This is a genomic window from Photorhabdus stackebrandtii (assembly GCF_011189495.1).
GTDB classification, from domain to species: domain Bacteria; phylum Pseudomonadota; class Gammaproteobacteria; order Enterobacterales; family Enterobacteriaceae; genus Photorhabdus; species Photorhabdus khanii.
In genome coordinates, this window is the sequence record NZ_PUJV01000006.1 from 179,913 (window position 1) to 201,082 (window position 21,170).

General features: G+C 44.5%; 17 protein-coding genes, 1 tRNA gene, 1 pseudogene and 1 riboswitch. Of the genes and pseudogenes, 7 read left to right on the forward strand and 12 right to left on the reverse strand.

What is annotated here, in order from left to right; all coding sequences use genetic code 11:
* Positions 1 to 567: 567 nt before the first annotated feature.
* The 4 genes from C5470_RS07390 to rpsU form a co-directional block, all read right to left on the reverse strand.
* Positions 568 to 644 (reverse strand) — tRNA-Ile (locus C5470_RS07390).
* Positions 645 to 969: 325 nt separating this feature from the next.
* On the reverse strand, positions 970 to 2,817 hold the full coding sequence (rpoD, locus tag C5470_RS07395; protein ID WP_166287252.1) for an RNA polymerase sigma factor RpoD: 1,848 nt from the start codon (positions 2,815 to 2,817) through the stop codon (positions 970 to 972).
* Between the two features lie 170 nt (positions 2,818 to 2,987).
* Complete coding sequence (gene dnaG / locus C5470_RS07400) at positions 2,988 to 4,733, reverse strand: DNA primase (RefSeq protein ID WP_166287255.1); 1,746 nt, start codon at positions 4,731 to 4,733, stop codon at positions 2,988 to 2,990.
* A 121-nt stretch (positions 4,734 to 4,854) separates the two neighbouring features.
* Positions 4,855 to 5,070 carry a 30S ribosomal protein S21 gene (rpsU, locus tag C5470_RS07405; RefSeq protein ID WP_001144069.1) on the reverse strand — a complete coding sequence of 72 codons (216 nt, stop codon included), beginning with the start codon at positions 5,068 to 5,070 and terminating at the stop codon, positions 4,855 to 4,857.
* Positions 5,071 to 5,376: 306 nt separating this feature from the next.
* On the opposite strand from rpsU, the gene tsaD reads away from it, so the two are divergent.
* On the forward strand, positions 5,377 to 6,390 hold the full coding sequence (gene tsaD, locus C5470_RS07410; RefSeq protein ID WP_166287317.1) for a tRNA (adenosine(37)-N6)-threonylcarbamoyltransferase complex transferase subunit TsaD: 1,014 nt from the start codon (positions 5,377 to 5,379) through the stop codon (positions 6,388 to 6,390).
* 69 nt (positions 6,391 to 6,459) lie between these two features.
* Here the strand turns inward: tsaD and plsY are convergent, their stop codons facing one another.
* The gene (gene plsY / locus C5470_RS07415) at positions 6,460 to 7,116 is read right to left on the reverse strand and encodes a glycerol-3-phosphate 1-O-acyltransferase PlsY (RefSeq protein WP_166287320.1); all 657 of its coding nucleotides are present in this window, start codon (positions 7,114 to 7,116) and stop codon (positions 6,460 to 6,462) included.
* A gap of 106 nt (positions 7,117 to 7,222) precedes the next feature.
* Here plsY and folB point away from each other — a divergent pair, with 106 nt between their 5' ends.
* Both folB and bacA read left to right on the forward strand, forming a co-directional pair.
* Positions 7,223 to 7,573 carry a bifunctional dihydroneopterin aldolase/7,8-dihydroneopterin epimerase gene (gene folB / locus C5470_RS07420; protein ID WP_166287372.1) on the forward strand — a complete coding sequence of 117 codons (351 nt, stop codon included), beginning with the start codon at positions 7,223 to 7,225 and terminating at the stop codon, positions 7,571 to 7,573.
* Positions 7,574 to 7,751: 178 nt separating this feature from the next.
* Positions 7,752 to 8,570: an undecaprenyl-diphosphate phosphatase gene (gene bacA, locus C5470_RS07425; protein WP_132355347.1), complete on the forward strand. Its 819-nt coding sequence runs from the start codon at positions 7,752 to 7,754 to the stop codon at positions 8,568 to 8,570.
* A 93-nt stretch (positions 8,571 to 8,663) separates the two neighbouring features.
* Here bacA and C5470_RS07430 read toward each other — a convergent pair whose 3' ends face one another.
* Together C5470_RS07430 and C5470_RS07435 are read right to left on the reverse strand one after the other, a co-directional pair.
* Positions 8,664 to 9,890: a multifunctional CCA addition/repair protein gene (locus tag C5470_RS07430; RefSeq protein WP_166287323.1), complete on the reverse strand. Its 1,227-nt coding sequence runs from the start codon at positions 9,888 to 9,890 to the stop codon at positions 8,664 to 8,666.
* A gap of 14 nt (positions 9,891 to 9,904) precedes the next feature.
* Positions 9,905 to 10,525: a TIGR04211 family SH3 domain-containing protein gene (locus C5470_RS07435; protein ID WP_166287326.1), complete on the reverse strand. Its 621-nt coding sequence runs from the start codon at positions 10,523 to 10,525 to the stop codon at positions 9,905 to 9,907.
* 267 nt (positions 10,526 to 10,792) lie between these two features.
* On the opposite strand from C5470_RS07435, the gene C5470_RS07440 reads away from it, so the two are divergent.
* The 3 genes from C5470_RS07440 (at position 10,793) to hldE (ending at position 16,112) form a co-directional block, all read left to right on the forward strand.
* Positions 10,793 to 11,743, forward strand: coding sequence for a CYTH domain-containing protein (locus tag C5470_RS07440; RefSeq protein ID WP_207626922.1), 951 nt, complete (start codon positions 10,793 to 10,795; stop codon positions 11,741 to 11,743).
* A 16-nt stretch (positions 11,744 to 11,759) separates the two neighbouring features.
* On the forward strand, positions 11,760 to 14,603 hold the full coding sequence (gene glnE, locus C5470_RS07445) for a bifunctional [glutamate--ammonia ligase]-adenylyl-L-tyrosine phosphorylase/[glutamate--ammonia-ligase] adenylyltransferase (RefSeq protein ID WP_166287329.1): 2,844 nt from the start codon (positions 11,760 to 11,762) through the stop codon (positions 14,601 to 14,603).
* Between the two features lie 84 nt (positions 14,604 to 14,687).
* On the forward strand, positions 14,688 to 16,112 hold the full coding sequence (gene hldE, locus C5470_RS07450) for a bifunctional D-glycero-beta-D-manno-heptose-7-phosphate kinase/D-glycero-beta-D-manno-heptose 1-phosphate adenylyltransferase HldE (RefSeq protein ID WP_166287332.1): 1,425 nt from the start codon (positions 14,688 to 14,690) through the stop codon (positions 16,110 to 16,112).
* A gap of 1,403 nt (positions 16,113 to 17,515) precedes the next feature.
* Here the strand turns inward: hldE and C5470_RS07455 are convergent.
* The 5 genes and pseudogenes from C5470_RS07455 to ubiK form a co-directional block, all read right to left on the reverse strand.
* Positions 17,516 to 17,788: a PAAR domain-containing protein gene (locus C5470_RS07455; RefSeq protein ID WP_166287335.1), complete on the reverse strand. Its 273-nt coding sequence runs from the start codon at positions 17,786 to 17,788 to the stop codon at positions 17,516 to 17,518.
* A 3-nt stretch (positions 17,789 to 17,791) separates the two neighbouring features.
* Positions 17,792 to 18,762, reverse strand: a pseudogene (locus C5470_RS07460) (type VI immunity family protein).
* The gene (locus C5470_RS22695; protein WP_241826121.1) at positions 18,647 to 19,015 is read right to left on the reverse strand and encodes a hypothetical protein; all 369 of its coding nucleotides are present in this window, start codon (positions 19,013 to 19,015) and stop codon (positions 18,647 to 18,649) included. Before C5470_RS22695 ends, C5470_RS07460 begins: the two are co-directional and overlap by 116 nt.
* Positions 19,016 to 19,017: 2 nt before the next feature.
* The gene (locus C5470_RS07470; protein ID WP_036842267.1) at positions 19,018 to 19,203 is read right to left on the reverse strand and encodes a hypothetical protein; all 186 of its coding nucleotides are present in this window, start codon (positions 19,201 to 19,203) and stop codon (positions 19,018 to 19,020) included.
* Positions 19,204 to 19,686: 483 nt separating this feature from the next.
* The gene (gene ubiK, locus C5470_RS07475) at positions 19,687 to 19,974 is read right to left on the reverse strand and encodes a ubiquinone biosynthesis accessory factor UbiK (protein ID WP_152962587.1); all 288 of its coding nucleotides are present in this window, start codon (positions 19,972 to 19,974) and stop codon (positions 19,687 to 19,689) included.
* Positions 19,975 to 20,109: 135 nt separating this feature from the next.
* A riboswitch (FMN riboswitch) is annotated at positions 20,110 to 20,287 on the forward strand.
* A gap of 153 nt (positions 20,288 to 20,440) precedes the next feature.
* Here ubiK and ribB point away from each other — a divergent pair.
* A complete protein-coding gene (gene ribB / locus C5470_RS07480; protein ID WP_166287338.1) occupies positions 20,441 to 21,094 on the forward strand; it encodes a 3,4-dihydroxy-2-butanone-4-phosphate synthase in 654 nt (217 codons plus the stop codon).
* Positions 21,095 to 21,170: the final 76 nt, after the last annotated feature.

Here is a 21,170-nt window from a genome sequence, read left to right on the forward strand (position 1 = left end):
CTCGTCCTATTACGCTTATGACACGAAATAAACGAGCTTATGGTGAAAACGGCACTACACCGCACCCGCCTGCACGCCTTGGATCAAAAAATTTTTTCAGTTTTAAAATCCTACAAGGCAAACTGCCAAACCGCGCCAGAATTGGCGGTGTGAGAGAAATCATAAACTGAAAGGTTTGAAAAGATTTTCAGGAAATTTCAGTTTGTAGATCCAGGAAGGATCACAGCAGAAAGATTAACGCAATGATAGTAAGGGAATATTTCTATTTTACGTAAGAAGTAAGATCACGAAGATAAGCCGAAGGAAATTTCAAAACACAGTAATAGCGCGGTCTCGTGGCTATTAGAAAATTGAAATCAATTAAGTTAAGTAAATATATTTTCATTGGCAGAAATTTTTTTCGCGTTTGGTTCATTCGGTCAAAAAATAATCTTCCTTGTGTATGAACAATGGCACAACAGGGACAAGAAAATTTTCTCAGGGGACAAAAAGGGGACACTGACTAAAAGACATAAAAAAACCACTCGTTGTTGAGTGGTCTATCTATCTGTTTTCACAGCTAAAATCTGGTGGCCCCTACTGGACTTGAACCAGTGACCAAGCGATTATGAGTCGCCTGCTCTAACCAACTGAGCTAAGGGGCCGTTGGATAGGAAAGATTATACGTACAGTTTTGCTCGTGGTCTAGCTTTGTAAGCTCGTATGATCACTTTGTATACAAAATTAAGTTTTTATTAAGTAGTAGAAGGGGATAGCGGTATATATTGGTTGTTTTTACGGCTTATTTAACGTTTTTATAAATCATTGGATTAATTTTTAATAAGATCTTTGGCGTTATCGGGTCATATTATTATTCCGATGATCAATATATTTTTATATGTGATTATATTAATCATCTCCGTTTATAAAAAAGCAAAAGCGTTCGCCGAAGCAAACGCTTTTCAGTTAGCATGAATTAAAAATTACTGATTATTCATCAAGGAAGCTACGCAGCACTTCAGAACGGCTTGGGTGACGCAGTTTACGTAATGCTTTCGCTTCGATTTGACGGATACGTTCACGGGTGACATCGAACTGTTTACCGACTTCTTCCAATGTATGGTCAGTATTCATATCGATACCGAAACGCATGCGCAGCACTTTTGCCTCACGGGCAGTCAGGCCAGCCAGAACATCGTGGGTTGCTGAACGCAGGCTTTCTGAAGTTGCAGAATCCAGCGGCAGTTCCAGCGTTGTATCTTCAATAAAATCACCTAAATGTGAATCTTCATCATCACCAATCGGGGTTTCCATTGAGATAGGTTCTTTGGCGATTTTCAGTACCTTACGGATCTTATCTTCCGGCATTAACATCCGTTCCGCCAGTTCTTCCGGTGTTGGTTCACGTCCCATTTCCTGCAACATCTGACGGGAAATACGATTGAGTTTGTTGATTGTCTCAATCATATGAACGGGAATACGAATGGTACGAGCCTGGTCGGCGATTGAACGTGTAATTGCTTGACGTATCCACCATGTAGCGTAAGTTGAGAACTTGTAACCACGACGATATTCAAATTTATCAACCGCTTTCATCAGACCGATATTACCTTCCTGGATTAGATCCAAGAATTGCAGGCCTCGGTTGGTATATTTTTTGGCGATTGAAATGACCAAACGTAAGTTGGCTTCAACCATCTCTTTTTTCGCACGGCGAGCTTTTGCTTCACCGATGGACATCCGACGGTTGATATCTTTCACCTGCTCAATGGTTAAACCGGTTTCTTCCTCAATCTGACGAAGTCTGTTCAGACTACGTTGTACTTCCTCTTCAACTTCAAGTAATTTTTCAGACCACGGTTTGTTCATTGCTTTTGCCGCAGTGAACCAAATGTCACTGGTTTCATTACCGGAGAACAGAGTGATGAAGTTCTTCTTCGGCATTTTGCACTGCTCAACACACATTTTCATGATTTGGCGTTCTTGAAGGCGAACGCGATCCATCATAGAACGCATGTTGTTGACCAGATAATCAAACTGTTTTGGCACCAGACGGAACTGTTTGAAAACTTCTGAGAGCATTAAGATTTCAGCAGCCGTATTTGGATGGTTACGGCCATTTTTCTTAATTTCCTGACGAGTGATCTCATACTGCTCTTGCAGTTCCTGGAATTTCTGGCGAGCTAATTCCGGATCGATGCTGTTGTCATCATCACTATCGCTATCGTCATCACTGTCTTCATCTTCGTCTTCATCATCATCAAGTTCTTCCTGTGGGAGCTCAGAACCAACGTGAGTGGCGGTAGGCGCGAGGTCTTCTTCTGCATTCGGGTCAACAAAACCGGTAATAAGATCTGACAGACGAGCTTCACCTGCTTCTACGCGATCATACTGTTCCAGTAAATAGGTGATTGCCTCAGGATATTCAGCAACAGAGCACTGCACCTGATTGATGCCATCTTCAATGCGTTTAGCAATGTCAATTTCACCTTCCCGGGTCAATAGCTCAACGGTACCCATTTCACGCATGTACATACGTACCGGGTCGGTGGTACGCCCGATTTCAGATTCAACGCTAGACAGGACTTGCGCAGCAGCTTCCACAGCGTCTTCATCTGTGTCATTAGTGGTTTCTGCTAGCATCAGATCATCGGCATCAGGTGCTTCTTCCATTACCTGAATGCCCATGTCATTGATCATCTGGATGATATCTTCGATCTGATCGGAATCGACGATATCTTCCGGCAGATGGTCATTGACCTCAGCATAGGTCAGATAGCCTTGCTCCTTACCACGGGTGACAAGTAGCTTTAGCTGTGACTGCGGGTTTTGCTCCATAAGACGGTATCCACACTTCAGAGTATTTGGGTTGGTGTCGGTCGGCGAAACTAATCTGCCAACAATAACTTTTAGGGGCGTTTTCGTTGTATTGCCGCTGCCCACTTATAGCGGCAAAATGTAGGGTTATTTCCCTACCTAATGCGGCACTTAAGCCGTGAATTCAGTGTTTACTTTCTGGCACGGGATTCATTAATCAAGCGAACTTCTTCGCGTTCTTCCGGTGTCAGGCCTTCGGTTCTTGCCCTGGCGATAAGAATGTCTAAACGTTCTTCCAATGCTGAATCAACGAGATGATCCAACGCGTCACGAAATGTATTTTCTGCTATTTCTTCTATTTGTATATCGTTCCATGCAGCTAATTTTTCAAGTTGTTTACTAAATTTATTGTCACGATATTGCTCTAGCAACTGCCCAGTTGTCAGCCCTGGCTGAGTAAGACAAACCTCTACAAGCTCCATAAACAATGGCAAGCCTGCAATTTTGGCCTGCATAATTCCCTGTAGCGGGGGAACTAAAGCGGCTAAGTGTGGGTTTTGTACTAACAGTCCTATAAGTATACGCATAGTTGTCGGTTTTAGCTGCGGCATCTGATAATTATTCCCACTTTCCAGACGCTGTGGTAATAAACGTTCCAACTGTACTGCATCGGGAATACCTAACATATTGCCAAGTTCTTGCCTCATATAGAGACGCAGCGTTTCTCCCGGGATCTGGTTAATCAATGGTACAGAAAGTGAACTGAGTTTTGTTTTCCCTTCAGGATTACTCAAGTCAACTTGTGGTAGTAACGATTCGAACAGAAATTCAGACAATGTGTGAGATTGTTCCATTCTTTGTTCAAATGCTTCACGGCCTTCTTTACGAACTAGTGAATCAGGATCTTCGCCATCAGGCAAAAACATAAAACGTAACTGCCTACCATCATTAAGATAAGGCAGCGCTGTTTCCAAGGCTCGCCATGCTGCGTCACGTCCCGCTCTGTCGCCATCGTAACAACAGATAATGCTGTCAGTAGCGCGGAAAAGTAACTGAATATGCTCCGATGTCGTCGAAGTACCTAACGAGGCAACGGCATAATCAATACCAAACTGCGCCAGAGCCACCACGTCCATATAACCTTCAACCACTAATAACCGTGAAAGTTCACTGTGATTTTGTTGTGCTTCATAGAGGCCGTATAGCTGGCGGCCTTTATGAAAAATTTCAGTTTCTGGTGAGTTGAGGTATTTTGGGATCGCATCCCCCAGAACCCGTCCACCAAATGCAATCACGCGCCCCCTGCGGTCACGGATCGGAAACATGACTCGTTCACGGAAACGGTCATAAGTACGGCCATTATCATTTGACACCAACATACCGGCATCATTTAACTGTTGACGATCTTCCGTGCTGCGGCCAAACCGTTTCAAAGCGTTATCCCAGCCAGCGGGAGCGAAGCCAATCAAGAAACGGTGGATAATCTCTTCACTAAGTCCACGTTGAGCCAGATATTGCCGGGCTTGCTGTGCAGCGGGGCTATTTAGTGAATTCTGATAGAAGCTGTTGAGCTTATCCATCAGTTGATAAAGATTTTGTCTTTGGTGGCGTTCTATCTGACTGCTGCCGGAACCTGTTTCATAAGGGACTTCCAGCCCGTGCATAGCAGCCAATTCTTCAATAGATTCGACAAACTCCAGTCTATCGTAATTCATCAGAAAATCGATAGCGTTGCCGTGAGCGCCACAACCAAAGCAATGATAAAATTGCTTATCGCTATTAACAGTAAACGAAGGTGTCTTTTCATTATGAAACGGACAGCACGCGTGGTGATTTTTACCCTGTTTTTTAAGTGGCACACGAACATCGATCAGGTCGATAATATCGGTACGAGCTAATAAATCATTGATAAATGCGCGCGGAATTCGTCCAGCCATAAGCCCTTTTTACGCCTGTTGATGAACGACAATAAGCCGCGCTCCCTTTCGGAAAGCACGGCCCTTATCTGCAACTACTGTTGTCTGCAAATTCAATCACTATGCGGGTCAACCGCAAGGATTAGTACAGACGAGTGCGGCGTGCGTTTTCACGAGCCAGCTTTTTAGCGTGACGTTTTACAGCAGAAGCTTTAGCGCGTTTACGTTCAGTCGTTGGTTTTTCATAGAATTCACGACGGCGAACTTCTGCTAATACACCTGCTTTTTCGCAGGAACGCTTAAAGCGACGCAGTGCTACGTCGAATGGCTCGTTTTCACGTACTTTAATTACCGGCATGTGCCTCTCACCTCAATAGAAATCGGTCTTGCTGGCGTGGGATGCCAGCCATCTTAAAATGGTGCGGAATTTTACTTCAATGAACACGGCTTTGTAAAGCGCCGCAGCAAATTGAAACAACAACATTACCATGGTGACTTACAGCGAAATTTGCCAGTCAGTTCCGTAATATTGAAGATAACCACACAGGGATTTTACGTAGGGCGCTGATTATAGACTAAACAGTAAAAATAGTCAGCATGTAAACCGCGCAAATTATCTTATTAATGATAAACTGGCTCCCTTCTGTGGAATATAGGTAGTGTAATGCGAGTTTTAGGTATAGAAACGTCTTGCGATGAAACCGGAATTGCAATTTATGACGATCAAGCCGGTTTATTAGCAAATCAATTATACAGTCAGATTAAATTGCATGCTGATTACGGCGGTGTTGTGCCTGAACTTGCTTCACGTGACCATATCCGCAAAACAGTTCCCTTGATTCAGGCGGCTTTGGAAGAGGCAGAATTAACCCGTAAAGATATTGATGCGGTGGCTTATACCGCGGGTCCTGGTCTGGTTGGCGCATTGTTGGTAGGGGCGACTATTGGCCGTTCTCTGGCATTTGCCTGGGATGTTCCTGCGATTCCTGTCCATCATATGGAAGGGCATTTACTGGCTCCGATGCTGGAAGATAATAGCCCTGAATTCCCGTTTGTGGCTTTGCTGGTGTCCGGTGGTCACACTCAGCTTATTAGCGTAACCGGTATCGGTGAATATGAGCTGCTTGGTGAATCGATAGATGATGCCGCGGGTGAAGCATTTGATAAAACCGCTAAATTACTGGGTCTGGATTATCCGGGAGGTCCGTTACTCTCCAAGATGGCTCAGAAAGGGGAAGCCGGACGTTTTGTGTTTCCTCGTCCGATGACAGATCGCCCAGGGCTGGATTTCAGTTTTTCAGGACTAAAAACTTTTGCGTCTAATACGATTCGCAGCAACAGTGATGATGAGCAAACCAGAGCGGATATTGCCCGTGCTTTTGAAGATGCGGTTGTTGATACATTAGCGATTAAATGTAAAAGGGCGCTTGAGCAGACCGGGTTCAAGCGGCTGGTAATGGCAGGTGGCGTCAGCGCCAACCTCACGTTGCGTACCAGGATGAAAGAGGTCATGGCAAAATTGGGCGGCGAAGTATTTTATGCGCGTCCTGAATTCTGTACAGATAACGGAGCCATGATTGCGCTTGCCGGTATGATACGCCTGAAAAGCGGAGTAAGTGACTCTCTTGGTGTGACGGTTAAAGCCCGCTGGCCACTGTCTGAGTTACCTGCATTATAAATCTTTTATATAGTGGAAATAAAAAACCAGTCACTTAATCAGTAGCTGGTTTTTTATTTGGCGATGTCGTTAATCTTCTTTTTCTTGCTCTTTCTCTGCCTGAATTTTTTCTTCTTCAGTCATCTCTTTTTTCTTTTTGAGCTTGTTCCAGATACGACTTTCCTGGCCGCGCCATAGGCGCTGGATATTATCATGGTGACGGAGTAATACCAGACAGCAGAGCATAGCAACCGGAAAAGTAAATTCAGGTTTAAACCACCAGACATAGAAAGGTGCTATCAAGGCGCTGACAATTGCGCCTAGAGAGGAATAACCACTCAATAATACCGTCAACAGCCAGGTACCTGTCATCAAACCCATCAGATCCCAGCCAATTGCGGCAATCGCACCAAAAGCCGTTGCTACTCCCTTACCGCCTTTAAAATGGAAAAAGATCGGATAAATATGGCCGAGACAAGCAGCTATTGCCGTAATTCCCAGATAGAAAGGGGGAACATTAAGCTGATAAGCCAGCCAGACTGGGACCATACCTTTCAGAACATCACAAATCAGTACCACTGCCGCAGTACTGCGGCCACCAATCCGTAATACATTTGTCGCTCCTGGGTTACCTGAGCCATGCTGGCGGGGATCCGGCAGCCCAGCCAGCCGACAGATAAGTATTGCGCTGGAGATTGAACCGCAAAGATACGCGAAGATAATCATACCAAGCGCGATAGCACTCATAATGTCTCTCCAATAATAATGGTCGTTTTCTTAGCCTAGTCATGGATAATACGCATATTTAGTCGGAAGTGGTATCCGACAAGTTGAAAAACAGGAAAGCGACGTGATGGATATCGTATTTATTGAGGAATTAACGGTCATTACCACCATTGGTGTTTACGACTGGGAACAGACCATTAAACAGAAGTTAGTGTTCGATATCGAAATGGGATGGGATAATAAACGCGCATCTTCCAGCGATAATGTCGAACATTGCCTGGATTACGCTAAAGTTAGCGAAGCGGTTATCAACCACGTAGAAAGTCAGAGTTTTGCTCTGGTTGAAAGAGTGGCGGAAGAGGTGACCAATCTGTTATTAAACCGTTTTAATTCGCCGTGGGTACGGATAAAAGTCAGTAAGCCGGGGGCGGTGGCACAGGCCCGTCAGGTTGGTGTTATTATTGAGAGAAAAAAATAATCCGATCAGCAGTGAATTCAGTTGTCATATTATTGTCATTATTCTTGCATAGGCTGGCATGCGTCATTGCCAGGCGTGATAATTATGTCAATTGATTAATGGCAATGGAAAAATGGTAGCTGGATTCATCTGTGTTACCTGTTTTGGAGATTTGTTTAATGGAGTGCGATCTCGCTATATGACTGACCTTTCTACCTTGTTTCATGCATTTATTCTTGGTGTTGTTGAAGGGCTGACTGAGTTTCTTCCTGTTTCCTCAACGGGTCATATGATCATCGTGGGTCATTTACTGGGATTTACCGGCGATAAAGCGGAAACATTTGAAGTTATTATCCAGCTTGGATCGATTCTTGCCGTGGTAGTGGTATTTTGGCGTCGTTTGTTTGGGTTAATTGGTATTCACTTTGGTGAAGTTCCTCACGAAGGTAAAACCAACGGCAAGCTGAAACTGAGCCACATTCTTTTGGCGATGTTACCTGCGGTAACGCTTGGATTGCTGTTCCACGATACTATTAAATCGCTGTTTAACCCACAGAGCGTTATGTACGCCTTAATTATTGGCGGTGTGTTACTGATTATCGCAGAAATTCTGAAACCTAAGACACCGAAAGCAGAAGGGCTGGATGATATTACTTATCGCCAGGCTTTTATGATTGGTTGCTTCCAGTGTCTGGCATTGTGGCCGGGATTCTCCCGTTCAGGCGCGACAATTTCGGGTGGAATGCTGATGGGGGTTAACCGTTATACCGCATCAGAGTTCTCGTTTATTCTGGCTGTACCGATGATGATGGGGGCGAGCGGGCTGGATTTATATAAGAGCCTGCATTTTTTGACTGCTTCTGATATCCCAATGTTTGCTGTTGGTTTTATTACTGCATTTATTGTCGCATTGATTGCAATTAAAACCTTCCTGGCATTGATTAAGCGTATGTCTTTCATCCCATTTGCTATCTACCGCTTTATTGTCGCCGCCGCTGTTTACTGGGTATTTATGTAGTGAATGATTCCCCTGATATCGATTTAATTCGGATATCATTCAACGTTTGATATCAGGGGATGCACAGAATATTTGATCTTTCAGACAACAGTATTAATCTTGTTGTTGCTTCCATTCAGCCAATGCTTGCTGACGCTGGCGTCGTAACTCATCACCAATATCCGCACCACGTAAGCCGTTGTCTACAATACTTTTCACCTGGACCTGGCTGGCAACCTTAAATGCCTGTTGCAGATAATGACCTTGTGGATAGGGGGTATTTTCAAAACCGGTACGACCCCGTGCATCTGCTTCGCTGGTGATAATTAACTGATCTATTCGCTGAGGTTTACGCCATGCATCAATGGAATCAAACAATTTAAGCAATGTTTTTGGCCGCAATTGATCGATGGTATGCACTAAGTCATGATATTGAGCGACCAGTTTTGCCAAATCACGGGCGGAATGAGGAACACGCAGACGTTGGCATAATTGATCGACTAATTTAGCGCCTGCGGGGCCATGTCCATAATGATGAGGCCACTGTTCTGGCGGTGTCAGTCCTTTGCCAAGATCATGGCATAAGGCAGCAAAACGGCTATCTATTTCGTCTGTCAGATCAGCGACAACTTTCAGTACCATCAATGTGTGAATACCGGTATCAATCTCAGGATGCCACTTCTCCGGTGCGGGAACGCCAAACAGATTATCAATTTCAGGAAACAATACCGCCAATGCACCACAATCACGCAAAACCTGAAAAAAAACTTGTGGTGAATGGGTGGAAAGGGCTTTTTCTGTCTCTTTCCAGACACGTTCCGGTGTGAGTGCTGATAACTCTCCGTTAGTTGTCATTTTTGACATTAACGTTAATGTTTCTGGTGCGATGGTAAATCCCACATGGGCGAAACGGGCCGCAAAGCGGGCTACTCGTAATACTCTCAGTGGATCTTCAGAGAAAGCATCGGAAACATGGCGCAAGATACGATTATTTAAGTCATCAACCCCTCGGTAAGGATCGACAAGTTCGCCTTCGAATGTTTGAGCAATCGCGTTAATGGTCAGATCACGGCGCAACAAATCATCTTCCAGTGTGACATCTGGTGCGGCGTAACAGGTAAAACCCGTATATCCCGGGCCGGATTTCCTCTCAGTGCGTGCCAGCGCATACTCTTCATGGTTTTTGGGATGCAGGAACACCGGAAAATCTCTGCCAACTTGCTGATATCCTTGAGACAATAATTCTTCCGGTGTCCCACCAACAACAACCCAATCCCGTTCTCTCACAGGAAAGTTTAGTAGGCGGTCGCGTACTGCGCCGCCAACCAGATAGATTCTCACCTGAATATTCCTTATCAATTCATCCAACGGTCATTACGTTTACGGCGCGGAACCATATGTGGTAGTAACAGCCCTAAAATTAAACCCGCACCTGCAACACCGCCGCCGTACATAAACCATTGCAGAATGATATTACGTTGTTTGTCATCAAGTTGCAGATTTGCAGCATCAAGTTTTTTCTCTGCCACAATCAGTTTATTTTTTAAATGCTCATTTTCTTTTTTCAGCCTTGCAATAATGTCACTACTGTTTGAAACGTTTTGTTGCATGTCGGCAGTGCGCTGATTCCAGCTATTGTCTATATTGGCTAACTTATCCGTTAGTATTTTGATTTCTTGCTCCATCTCCGGGAGGCGGGTGCGCAAGCTTGGTTTATCACTGAGCTGGTTAACAGGCAGCCAGACAATACGGCCCTTATCATCTTTCACCTGAGCGTAATTACTGTCCCGGTTGACACTTATCAATGTGACTTCATCACCGGCATTCAGCGTGCCGGTGATGCGATATTTGTTACCTGGTCCAGCGTGCGTGTAGGTAGATAACTCATCAGATACATAGCGTTTTTCTTCCGCTTGGGTAGTAAGCGAAAAGCTTAGGCTTAATAGCGCCGTAAGAAGTAAAGGTAATTTTCGCATTGTGATTTCAACTATTCTTTATCTATGGTGAGTTTAGAATTTGATAGTAAAGAGTTAAATTTGCTAGAGCAAACAGTAAACCAAAATAGGAACTATCTTAACGGGTCGAATACGGGGCTTACTGGTTGTTTGTTTAACAGAGCATGTTTTATCAATTACTATCATAACTTTCAGCAAAGAGAAAATTTTAATTTTTTCACGCAGTCGTAGAAAAAAGCGAAATCGCGGTAAGATGATGACCAAAAATTGTCATCAATGGTGCAGATAATGAGTGTAGAAATTGAATTAAAACTTATCGCCAGACCGCTGGCTATTCCTGTCATTCGTCAGCAATTATTGTTATTACCTCATCACTACTTTGCTCCTCAGAAACTGACCAATATCTATTTTGAAACAGCGGATAACCAACTGCGCGGTCTTGATATGGGGCTGCGTATCCGTGGTTTTGATGATCAATATGAGATGACAATCAAAACAGCGGGGGAAGTGATCGGCGGGTTGCATCAACGGCCGGAATATAATGTGCCATTGTTAAAGCCGGAACTGGCGTTGACGTTGTTTCCACCTCATATCTGGCCTGAAAACTGTGATGTGGAAGCGTTGCAATCCCGTTTAAATGCGTTATTCAGCACTGACTTTATGCGGGAGAAGTGGGTGGTTACTTACGGGCAAAGTGAGATTGAAGTTGTGCTCGATCAGGGAGAAATCATCGCGGCAGGCCGCAAAGAACCCATTTGTGAGTTTGAATTGGAGCTGAAACAAGGAACTGTAGCGGATGTATTAGTGTTGGCCGTTGAGTTGGCAAAATCAGACGGCTTGCGACAGGGAAATAAAAGTAAAGCTGCTCGTGGCTATCAGTTAGCCCAAGGAAAACCAAAAACAGTTTTGCCTCAAGTACCGGTAGAAATTGATATGCAGCAGTCATTACCTTCTGTACTTTCGTCAATATTGGCTCATTGGCAAGAGCAGGAAGAGCGCTGGCTGACTGGCTTGTCAGAAAATCGGGATGGCTTGCAGCAAGTATTGACTTTAGTTCAGCGGGCGTTTGAATATTGCAATGAGCCGGCAAGCAGGCCGGAACAGTTGGATGGTCAATTAGCGGCGATCAACCAGAAATTATCAGCAGCGGAAACAACGGCTGAAACGCTGTGTTACAGCTCAGGCTATTTGCAATGTAAGCTGGCGCTGACTATATGGTTGATCCATCTCTCCGCTTGAATAACAGGAATTCTCTATGTTGCCACTTTCAACCCCGCTTTTGGCTCAGTTACCGAGTGTGACTAAGCATTTTCAGGAGCTGGCTTTGTGTGTTGAAGCTTTTGCTCCTCATGAGCAGGCTGTGTTATCACTGAGTGATTTTGTTGCTGAAAACCTTAAAATTCACCCTGAATGGTTAACTGAAATCCGCCAGAATCCACCGCAAGCGCGGGAGTGGCATCAATACGCTGAATGGTTGCAACAGGTACTTTCATCCGCAGAGGATGAAAATACCCTGATGCGGGTTTTGCGTCAGTTCCGGAACAAAATTCTCGTCAGAATTGCCTGGTCACAGGTGCTGCACACCAGTACGACTCAGGAGACATTGCAACAGCTCAGTATGTTGGCTGAAACGCTGATTATTGCCGCTCGCGACGGGTTGTATCCGCGTTGCTGTCGTGATTGGGGAACCCCTTGCAATGAGCAGGGCGAACCACAACCTCTGTTAATTCTGGGCATGGGGAAACTGGGTGGTGGCGAGCTGAATTTCTCTTCCGATATTGATCTGATTTTTGCCTATCCTGAAAATGGTATTACCCGCGGTGGCCGCCGTGAAATGGACAACGCTCAGTTTTTTACCCGTCTGGGGCAGCGTCTTATCAAAGTGCTCGATCAGCAAACGGTAGATGGTTTTGTTTATCGGGTTGATATGCGTTTGCGTCCATTTGGTGACAGTGGTCCACTGGTATTCAGTTTTGCCGCATTGGAGGATTATTATCAGGAACAGGGGCGTGACTGGGAACGTTATGCGATGGTTAAAGCGCGAATTATGGGCGCGGGTAGTGAATCGTATTGCGAAGAATTACGCCGGATGTTAAGGCCGTTTATCTTCCGCCGTTATATTGATTTCAGTGTGATTCAGTCCCTGAGAAACATGAAAGGGATGATTGAACGTGAAGTTCGTCGCCGTGGTTTGAAAGACAATATCAAACTGGGTGCGGGTGGTATCCGTGAAATTGAATTTATCACTCAAGTATTCCAGCTTATTCGGGGTGGCCGTGAATGGTGTCTGCAATCTCCGGCTCTGTTACCCACGCTTCAAAAAATAGAAAAACTGGAACTTTTGCCGTCATCACAGGTAGAACAACTCGCTGACAGTTACCTCTTTTTACGGCGGCTGGAAAATCTTTTACAGTCAATTAACGATCAGCAAACTCAGACGTTGCCAGAAGATGAACTGAACCGTTCACGGTTGACGTGGGGAATGGGATTTGAAAGCTGGGATGAGTTGATGATTGAATTGAACAGCAGGATGGGCGCTGTTCGGATTATTTTCACGCAATTAATTGGTGATGACAGTGATAATAATGAAGAAGAAGCTGGTCATGTGCCATTTAAGAGCTTATGGCTGGAAAATCTCGAAAAAGAAGAGTTAATCATACTGGCTCCGCATCTGGATGAATTGGTTGCACAGCAGATATTACACGTCATTGCTCTATTCCGTCAGGATGTGGGAAAAAGAACCATTGGCCCTCGTGGACGTGATGTACTCGATCATCTGATGCCACGTTTGTTGGTAAAAATCTGTTTGCGACAAGATGCCAATACAGTGTTGGAGCGAGTTATTCCATTGTTGTTGAGTATTGTCAGCCGCACAACTTATCTGGAACTGATGTTGGAATCAGAAGCCGTACTGACACACGTTATCCGACTGTGTGCGGCTTCACCGATGATTGCTACTCAGCTTGCCCGTCACCCCTTGTTGCTGGATGAGCTGCTTGATCCCCAATTTCTGTATAAGCCGCTGCCTCTGAATGCCTATAAAGATGAACTGCGGCAATATTTGTTGCGAATACCGGAAGATGATGAAGAGCAGCAATTAGAGGCTCTTCGCCAGTTTAAACAGGCGCAATTACTGAGAATTGCGGCGGAGGATATCACCGGCGTGTTGCCGGTGATGAAAGTGAGTGATCATCTCACTTATTTGGCAGAGGCAATTATTGAGGCGGTGGTTCAACAGGCGTGGGGACAAATGGCAAAACGTTATGGTGTTCCATCACATCTGAATCAGCGGCAAGGGTTGGGATTTGCTGTGATTGGTTATGGCAAACTAGGGGGATGGGAACTGGGTTACGGTTCTGATCTTGATTTGGTTTTCTTGTTGGATTGCCCAATGGATGTCATGACCGAGGGTGATCGATCGATTGATGCCCGGCAATTTTATTTGCGTCTTGCCCAACGCATTATGCATCTGTTCAGTGCCCGAACTTCCTCTGGTGTGTTGTATGACGTCGATGTCCGCCTGCGACCTTCGGGCGAATCAGGAATGTTAGTCAGTACCATCGGAGCATTTGCTGATTATCAGCAGAATGAAGCGTGGACTTGGGAACATCAGGCATTGGTACGCGCCCGGATGGTATTTGGTGATGAAAATTTGCATCAGGATTTTGAACGGATACGCCATCAGACATTATGCACAGGACGAGAACCGGCTTTATTACGTCAGCAAGTTCGGGAAATGCGAGAAAAGATGCATAAACATTTGGGAAACCGCTATTCAGATCAATTTGATATTAAAGCCGATCCTGGCGGGATCACGGATATCGAATTTATTGCTCAGTATCTGGTACTGCGTTACGCCCCTGAAAATGAACGCTTGACGCGTTGGTCGGATAATGTGCGGATTTTTGAGTTAATGGCGACTTATGGAATTATGGATGAAGATGAAGCTGCCGCGTTGACTCAGGCTTATGTCTCCATGCGTGATGAATTGCATCATTTGGCGTTACAGGAATTTTCCAGCCGGGTATCAGCCAATTGTTTCAGTAAGCAGCAGGAACAGATAGGTCATAGCTGGCAACAATGGTTGGGTGAACAATAACGGGTTATAGCGGTTTGGTGCATGGATTTTACTGGCTTATGGTAATATTTGGCACCTGTTGATATCTGATATTTGGAGCAAAGGATGAAAGTGACACTCCCGGATTTTCACCGTGCAGAAGTTTTAGTTGTCGGAGATGTGATGTTAGACCGCTATTGGTATGGACCAACCAGCCGGATTTCACCGGAAGCCCCGGTACCTGTCGTCAAAGTCAATACCATTGAAGAACGTCCGGGAGGGGCGGCTAACGTTGCTATGAATATTGCTGCCCTTGGGGCGAATTCACATTTGGTTGGTTTGACGGGGATTGATGATGCGGCGCGTGCGTTGGATGAAAAACTGAGTAGTTTTAAAGTGCGCTGTAATTTTGTTGCTGTGCCGACTCATCCGACAATTACCAAACTGCGGATACTTTCCCGTAACCAGCAGTTAATCCGCCTGGATTTTGAAGAAGGTTTCGATAACGTTGATGCGCAACCGATACTTGAGCGCATTGAACAAGCGTTACCTCATATCGGCGCATTGGTTCTGTCTGACTATGCTAAAGGCGCGTTGAGTCAGGTTCAAAAGATGATCAAACTGGCAAATGATGCCAACGTACCGGTGTTAATCGATCCGAAAGGGAGTGATTTTGAACGCTATCGTGGCGCAACTTTGCTAACGCCGAATTTGTCTGAATTTGAAGCGGTGGTAGGCCACTGCAAAGATAACGACGAACTGATTGATAAGGGCACTAAACTGGTTAAGGACTTGGATCTTCAGGCATTACTGATTACCCGTTCCGAACAGGGGATGAGTTTGTTGAGTGTTGATCATCCGCCACTGCATTTGCCAACACTGGCGCAGGAAGTGTTTGATGTGACTGGTGCCGGCGATACGGTGATTGGTGTGTTGGCAACGGCGATGGCGGCTGGAAAGCCACTGAATGAAGCCTGTTTCCTGGCGAACGCTGCCGCAGGTGTTGTGGTTGGCAAATTGGGGACTTCAACGGTTTCGCCGGTTGAACTGGAGAATGCTGTCCGTGGCCGTGCTGAAACCGGTTTTGGTGTTATGAGTGAATTTCAGCTTAAGCAGGCAGTGGCTTATGCTCGCCAGCGTGGCGAAAAGATTGTGATGACTAATGGCTGTTTCGACATTCTACATGCGGGTCATGTCTCTTATTTGGAACATGCTCGTAAACTGGGTGATCGGTTGATTGTCGCCGTTAACAGTGATGCATCAACTAAGCGGCTGAAAGGTGAAACCCGTCCTGTCAATCCACTGGAACAACGAATGATAGTGCTATCGGCGCTGGGGGCTGTGGATTGGGTTGTTCCGTTTGAAGAAGATACACCACGCCGTTTGATTACGGATGTTCTGCCGGATGTATTGGTGAAAGGTGGAGACTATAAGCTTGAAGAGATTGCTGGCAGTGAAGAAGTTTGGGCTGCGGGTGGTGAAGTCAAAGTGCTGAACTTTGAAAACGGTATTTCAACAACCAATATCATTAACGCGATTAAAAAGCAGTGAATAATGTTTTATAAAACGGAGTTTGCTGGGAAATAAGGTACTGGCAGGAGTATGCCGATTGGAGTGAAGAATTAGCGACACTCCAGCGGCATGGTTTTGTACAGGGCGGGATTTTACTTTGTTTTTTAATTCATTTAGCAGCCATTTTATACTCCACTTATTTTACATTTACCTAATTTGCCATAATCATTTAAAAGCGCGAATATAAAAGCATTAATATCAAAGGCGGATTTAACTCAATGAAACTTTTCAGCAGGAGCGTTAATGGCATTTAATCGAAAATCATTAACCATTAAAAGCGAGTTGAAAAGAAATCCGCATGGAGAAGAATATTACCCGAATAAACGGGGATTAAAACGCTTTCTCGCCGGTTATTTTATGAAGAAAACTGAAAAAATAATGTAATAAAAAAGGGATAAAATGGTTAATCCGGCAGGATTTAAACCCTGAAAATGGGGCGGATTATCCGAGAAAAAGCAAGGGTATTTTTATCTCATCAGGTTATTTACTGGTTGATTTATGGAGAAAAAATAAAAAGGATTAACCGATGAAAACCACTCAGGATTGCCAGTAAATCTTAATCGTAAACGATATGACGGTGATGAAAAAAGGGAAAACACAATATCCGATGATGATTAAACTTCATAAAAATCAGGTATTAAAAGTGGTAAAAACAACGGTGAAAACGTTATGCCGATTAAAACCATAAATTAAAACAATAGCATTTAATAACAGTTTAAACACTGCCTATCATAAAACTCAGGGCAGGATTCCATTTTCCATAATTATTTAAAAGCGCGAATACAAAAGCATTAAGGCTTTAATATTAAAATCGGATTTAACTCAATGAAACTTTTCAGCAGGAGAGTTAATTGAGTTTAATCGAAAATCATTGGCCATTAAAAATGAGTTTAAAATAAATCCGCATGGAGAAGAGTATTACCCGAATAAACGGGTATTAAAACGTTTTCTCGCCGGTTATTTTATGAAGAAAACTGAAAAAATAATGTAATAAAAAAGGGATAAAACGGTTAATCCAGCAGGATTTAAGCTCTGAAAATGAGGTGGATTATCCGAGAAAAAACAAGGGATGTTTTTATCTCATCAGGCTATTTACTTATTGATTTATGAAGACAAAATAAAGGGTGGTGACTTATTAAAACTGCGGGTAAAACAGCGTCAGTAAAGATAAAAAGTGGATATGATTAGCATTTGTTAAACGTAAAACACGATCGCTAATGATGATTAAACTTAATAAAAAGCAGGTGTTAAAAGCGGTAAAAACAACGGTGAAAACGTTATACCGATTAGAAACCATAAATTAAAACAATAGCTTTTAATCACAGTTTGAAACCTGCTCTGGTTTTATGGGTATTTCAATTAAGGGCCTGAGAATGTGATATTTATGACCGCACCTTTAATCGGCAGGCACCGGTCGAACAACCACAATTAACCCGGTGTCCCTCCAGTGCAACAGGTATTCCCTGTATATTGAACAAATTGGAGCCTTCCGCAATAGCCCCGGTTTGTTTACAGGCGGGACAAAATACCGGATCGCCTTTACGGGCAACCGCCAGTTGTTGGTTGACTAAGCCGGAACCATTTAAAACATCGCCTCCGGTTGTTGTGGTATCACCTTTAAGGATAATTTTTTTTCCTTCTACTATACTTCGCATTATTTACTCCGTTGTATTTTCCGCTTCGCGTATTAAATGCCAAATCGTTGTGCCTGACTCCGCGCCCTGAACATCAAAAGCCATCGCGCCCTGAGCAAAGAAATATTGCTTGCCAGGAATGCTGTCGGTTCGCCAGAATCCGCTGACTAGCGCAGGATTGCCGCCTCTCAGTGGGGTCACATGCAAAGGTCCACGGTCATAGCGGGCATACCAGGCCAGTGTGGACGCTGTAGTAAAATGACCGGCACCATAAAAATGCAGAGAATGCCCTTCACGGGGACTCACCCGTATCGGGCGTATCAGCTGGTTAATGGCAAAATAACTCTCCGGGACACTGCCCGGCAGCGGGGTCAGATCCGGATATTTCCCTGCGCGTATCATCAGACCATCGCGGTAAGAGCTAATGACCACATCGGTGTAGCGGGCCAGCATTGCGCGTATCCAATGTTCCCCACCCAATTTCCCTACAAAGCGTTTGGACAGCAGAGTGATCCAATTTTAATGCCACGGATGGAATGTTCATACTGTAATTTGGCTGTATGCACTGCCGAGTTCACTTGCAGGGAGGGGTAGCGTTGCGCTAACTGGTACTCCAGGGGAAAATAGTCATAGTAATCTTTGGGTAAGATCGAACAGTAACCACAGTCTCCACTGTCGGGTTCGAGCTGTTCACACAGAAAGTCCAGCCATGCCATAAATCGGGTCATGCCCTCTTCCACTTTGGCAATATTTTCCGGTGAATATTTTTTTAACCCTTTCAGCTCATGACGGTGAAAACGCAGGTGAGTACCAAACTCCTCCCGAAAGCGGCGGTAACAGGCCAGAACGCACTGTTTTTTCTCCTGCGTGTAACCCTGTTTAAAAAACAGGGTAATTGAGAGACCCAGGCGGGAAACGGTCAGTCCATCGCCATTGATAAAAAGAAAAGAGGTCAGTTGTGATCTCAACCGGGCAAAGTAATCTACAGTTTTCATCATTTTCTCCGTGAATTATCAGGCGGTAGCCAATTTCACACTCGCCAATATTAATCAACCCGCTCATAATGATTTGATTAAGAAAACGGATGGCACCCTGCTTAGTGATAATCATTGCCGGCAGACGCAGGGCATATTCAGCTTTTTCCGCCAGATAACAGGGGTCTTCATCGGCGGGAAAGATCCCGATTTCCATCGTACAGTTAATTGAGGTGACGGCCGGGCACATCTTGCCGCTGTTGGATATTGCCATACTTATTTCTCCTTAAACTCCATAACACTGAAAGGTTGTTTGGGATAGTGAGCCAATCCGACAGGTAAAGACTGATCCATCCATATTTGAACCCTTGCATAATTCTGAAACGGGGTAATGACGACAGCGGCCATTAAGTGAGTAATCACGTTTTGTTTTTTTAATCGCGCAGCAAAACGCTTCTTCATATTACCGAGCCGGTGTTTCAACCTGATGGCGCTGAATACAAAGACAGTGCCAGCCTGTTCCGTAGTAAAAAATGCAAGCGGAAAACCCAGTCACTTAATACGTGGCATTTGAGAGAACAATAAACAACTTCCCGTTGAGTCGAGAGGAAATGAATAACAGAGCATTTCGCACTCTGTATTTTATGACCATGAGATCACGATATTTATCATATGAACATGACAAAAATGTGATTCGCATCACATAAAATAGCCAATTAATCGCTCTCAATGCATGGAATTAATAAAAGTCGCCGTAAATTTTCGCCTAATTCGGGAGAAATCTAAAACCCCAGAAGCGTCAAGATATCAATCAGGTGTATTTGGGCTGACGATATATGCTTTGCGTGTTTCTATTTGAATTTGGTGACCGTTTTAACGATCACCTTTAATTGAATGGCAATGAGATAAAATGGTGTCGAAGTTAATTAGCAATTAACTTGCCCATTACTCTTCTTTTATTAAGTTATTACCATATGGCGTATTCTTATCTTCAAGCTTCGCCTCTAATTCATTTAAACGCTGCTCCATCGCCGTTAATTTTTCACGGGTACGCAGCAGAACCTGAGTTTGAATATCAAATTCTTCGCGGTTAACTAAATCAAGTTTGCCAAGCTGGGATTGCAAAATCATCCGTAATTTCTTCTCTATATCGTCACCAAACTCTTTAACTCCCTTTGGTAAGGAATCCTGGATTTGGCGGGCAATTTGTTCAATTTTTTTGGGATCGAGCATGATGAATCCTTTTTATGACATAAATAATCTCCGATAGTGTAATACCAGATGGTAAAACCACAAACCATTGTGAGCCAGGTTTCACATCTGATTTTGTTGATTGCCCCCGGTAAATATTAGCGTTATAGTTTGCTGGCTTATCTCAGGGCGGGGTGAAAGTCCCCACCGGCGGTAAACATCAGGTCATCTTACGGGTGACTAGGTGAAGCCCGCGAGCGCTCCGTTTGTAGTTATCTTTATGATAAATCGGAGGTCAGCAGATCCAGTGTAATTCTGGAGCCGACGGTTATAGTCCGGATGGGAGAGAATAACGGCATCTGTCGGGCTTTTTGCCCGCCTGTTGTTCCGGCTATGGTATGCGAACGTTATATTAATAATATTAATGTTACGATGTGGTGTCATAGTGAGAACTCCTCAAGACTGCCCTGATTCTGGTAATCCATAAATTTTAATGAGGTTTTTTACCATGAATCAGACGCTACTTTCTGAATACGGCACATCATCAGAACGTGTTGAACGCGCTATCGACGCTTTACGGGATGGCGGCGGTGTGATGGTGCTGGATAATGAAGATCGTGAAAATGAAGGTGATATTATCTTTGCGGCCGAAACGATGACCGTAGAGCAAATGGCACTGACTATCCGTCATGGCAGCGGTATTGTCTGCTTGTGCCTGACAGAGGACCGCCGCCGGCAATTGCAATTGCCCATGATGGTGGAAAATAATTCCAGTCCGTTCCAGACTGCTTTTACTGTAACCATTGAGGCTGCTCAGGGTGTGACAACTGGTGTTTCTGCGGCTGACCGTATCACAACCATTCGTGCAGCGATTGCGGATCATGCGAAGCCAAGTGATTTGAACCGTCCGGGCCATGTTTTTCCACTGCGCGCACAGCTTGGTGGTGTCCTGGCCCGTCAGGGACATACTGAAGCGACAATTGATTTGGTCAGTTTGGCAGGTTTCAAGCCAGCAGGTGTGTTGTGTGAATTGACCAATGATGACGGTTCAATGGCGCGTACTCCTGAAGTGGTCCAATTTGCGAAATTGCATAATATGCCGGTGGTAACCATTGAAGATTTGGTGGCTTATCGTCAGGCAGTAGATCAGAAAGCCAGTTGAAACGTAATCATCTGATAATCGGCTGAAATATCGGTTATAACGCACATATATTTACCTAAACCACAGTTTGCACAAG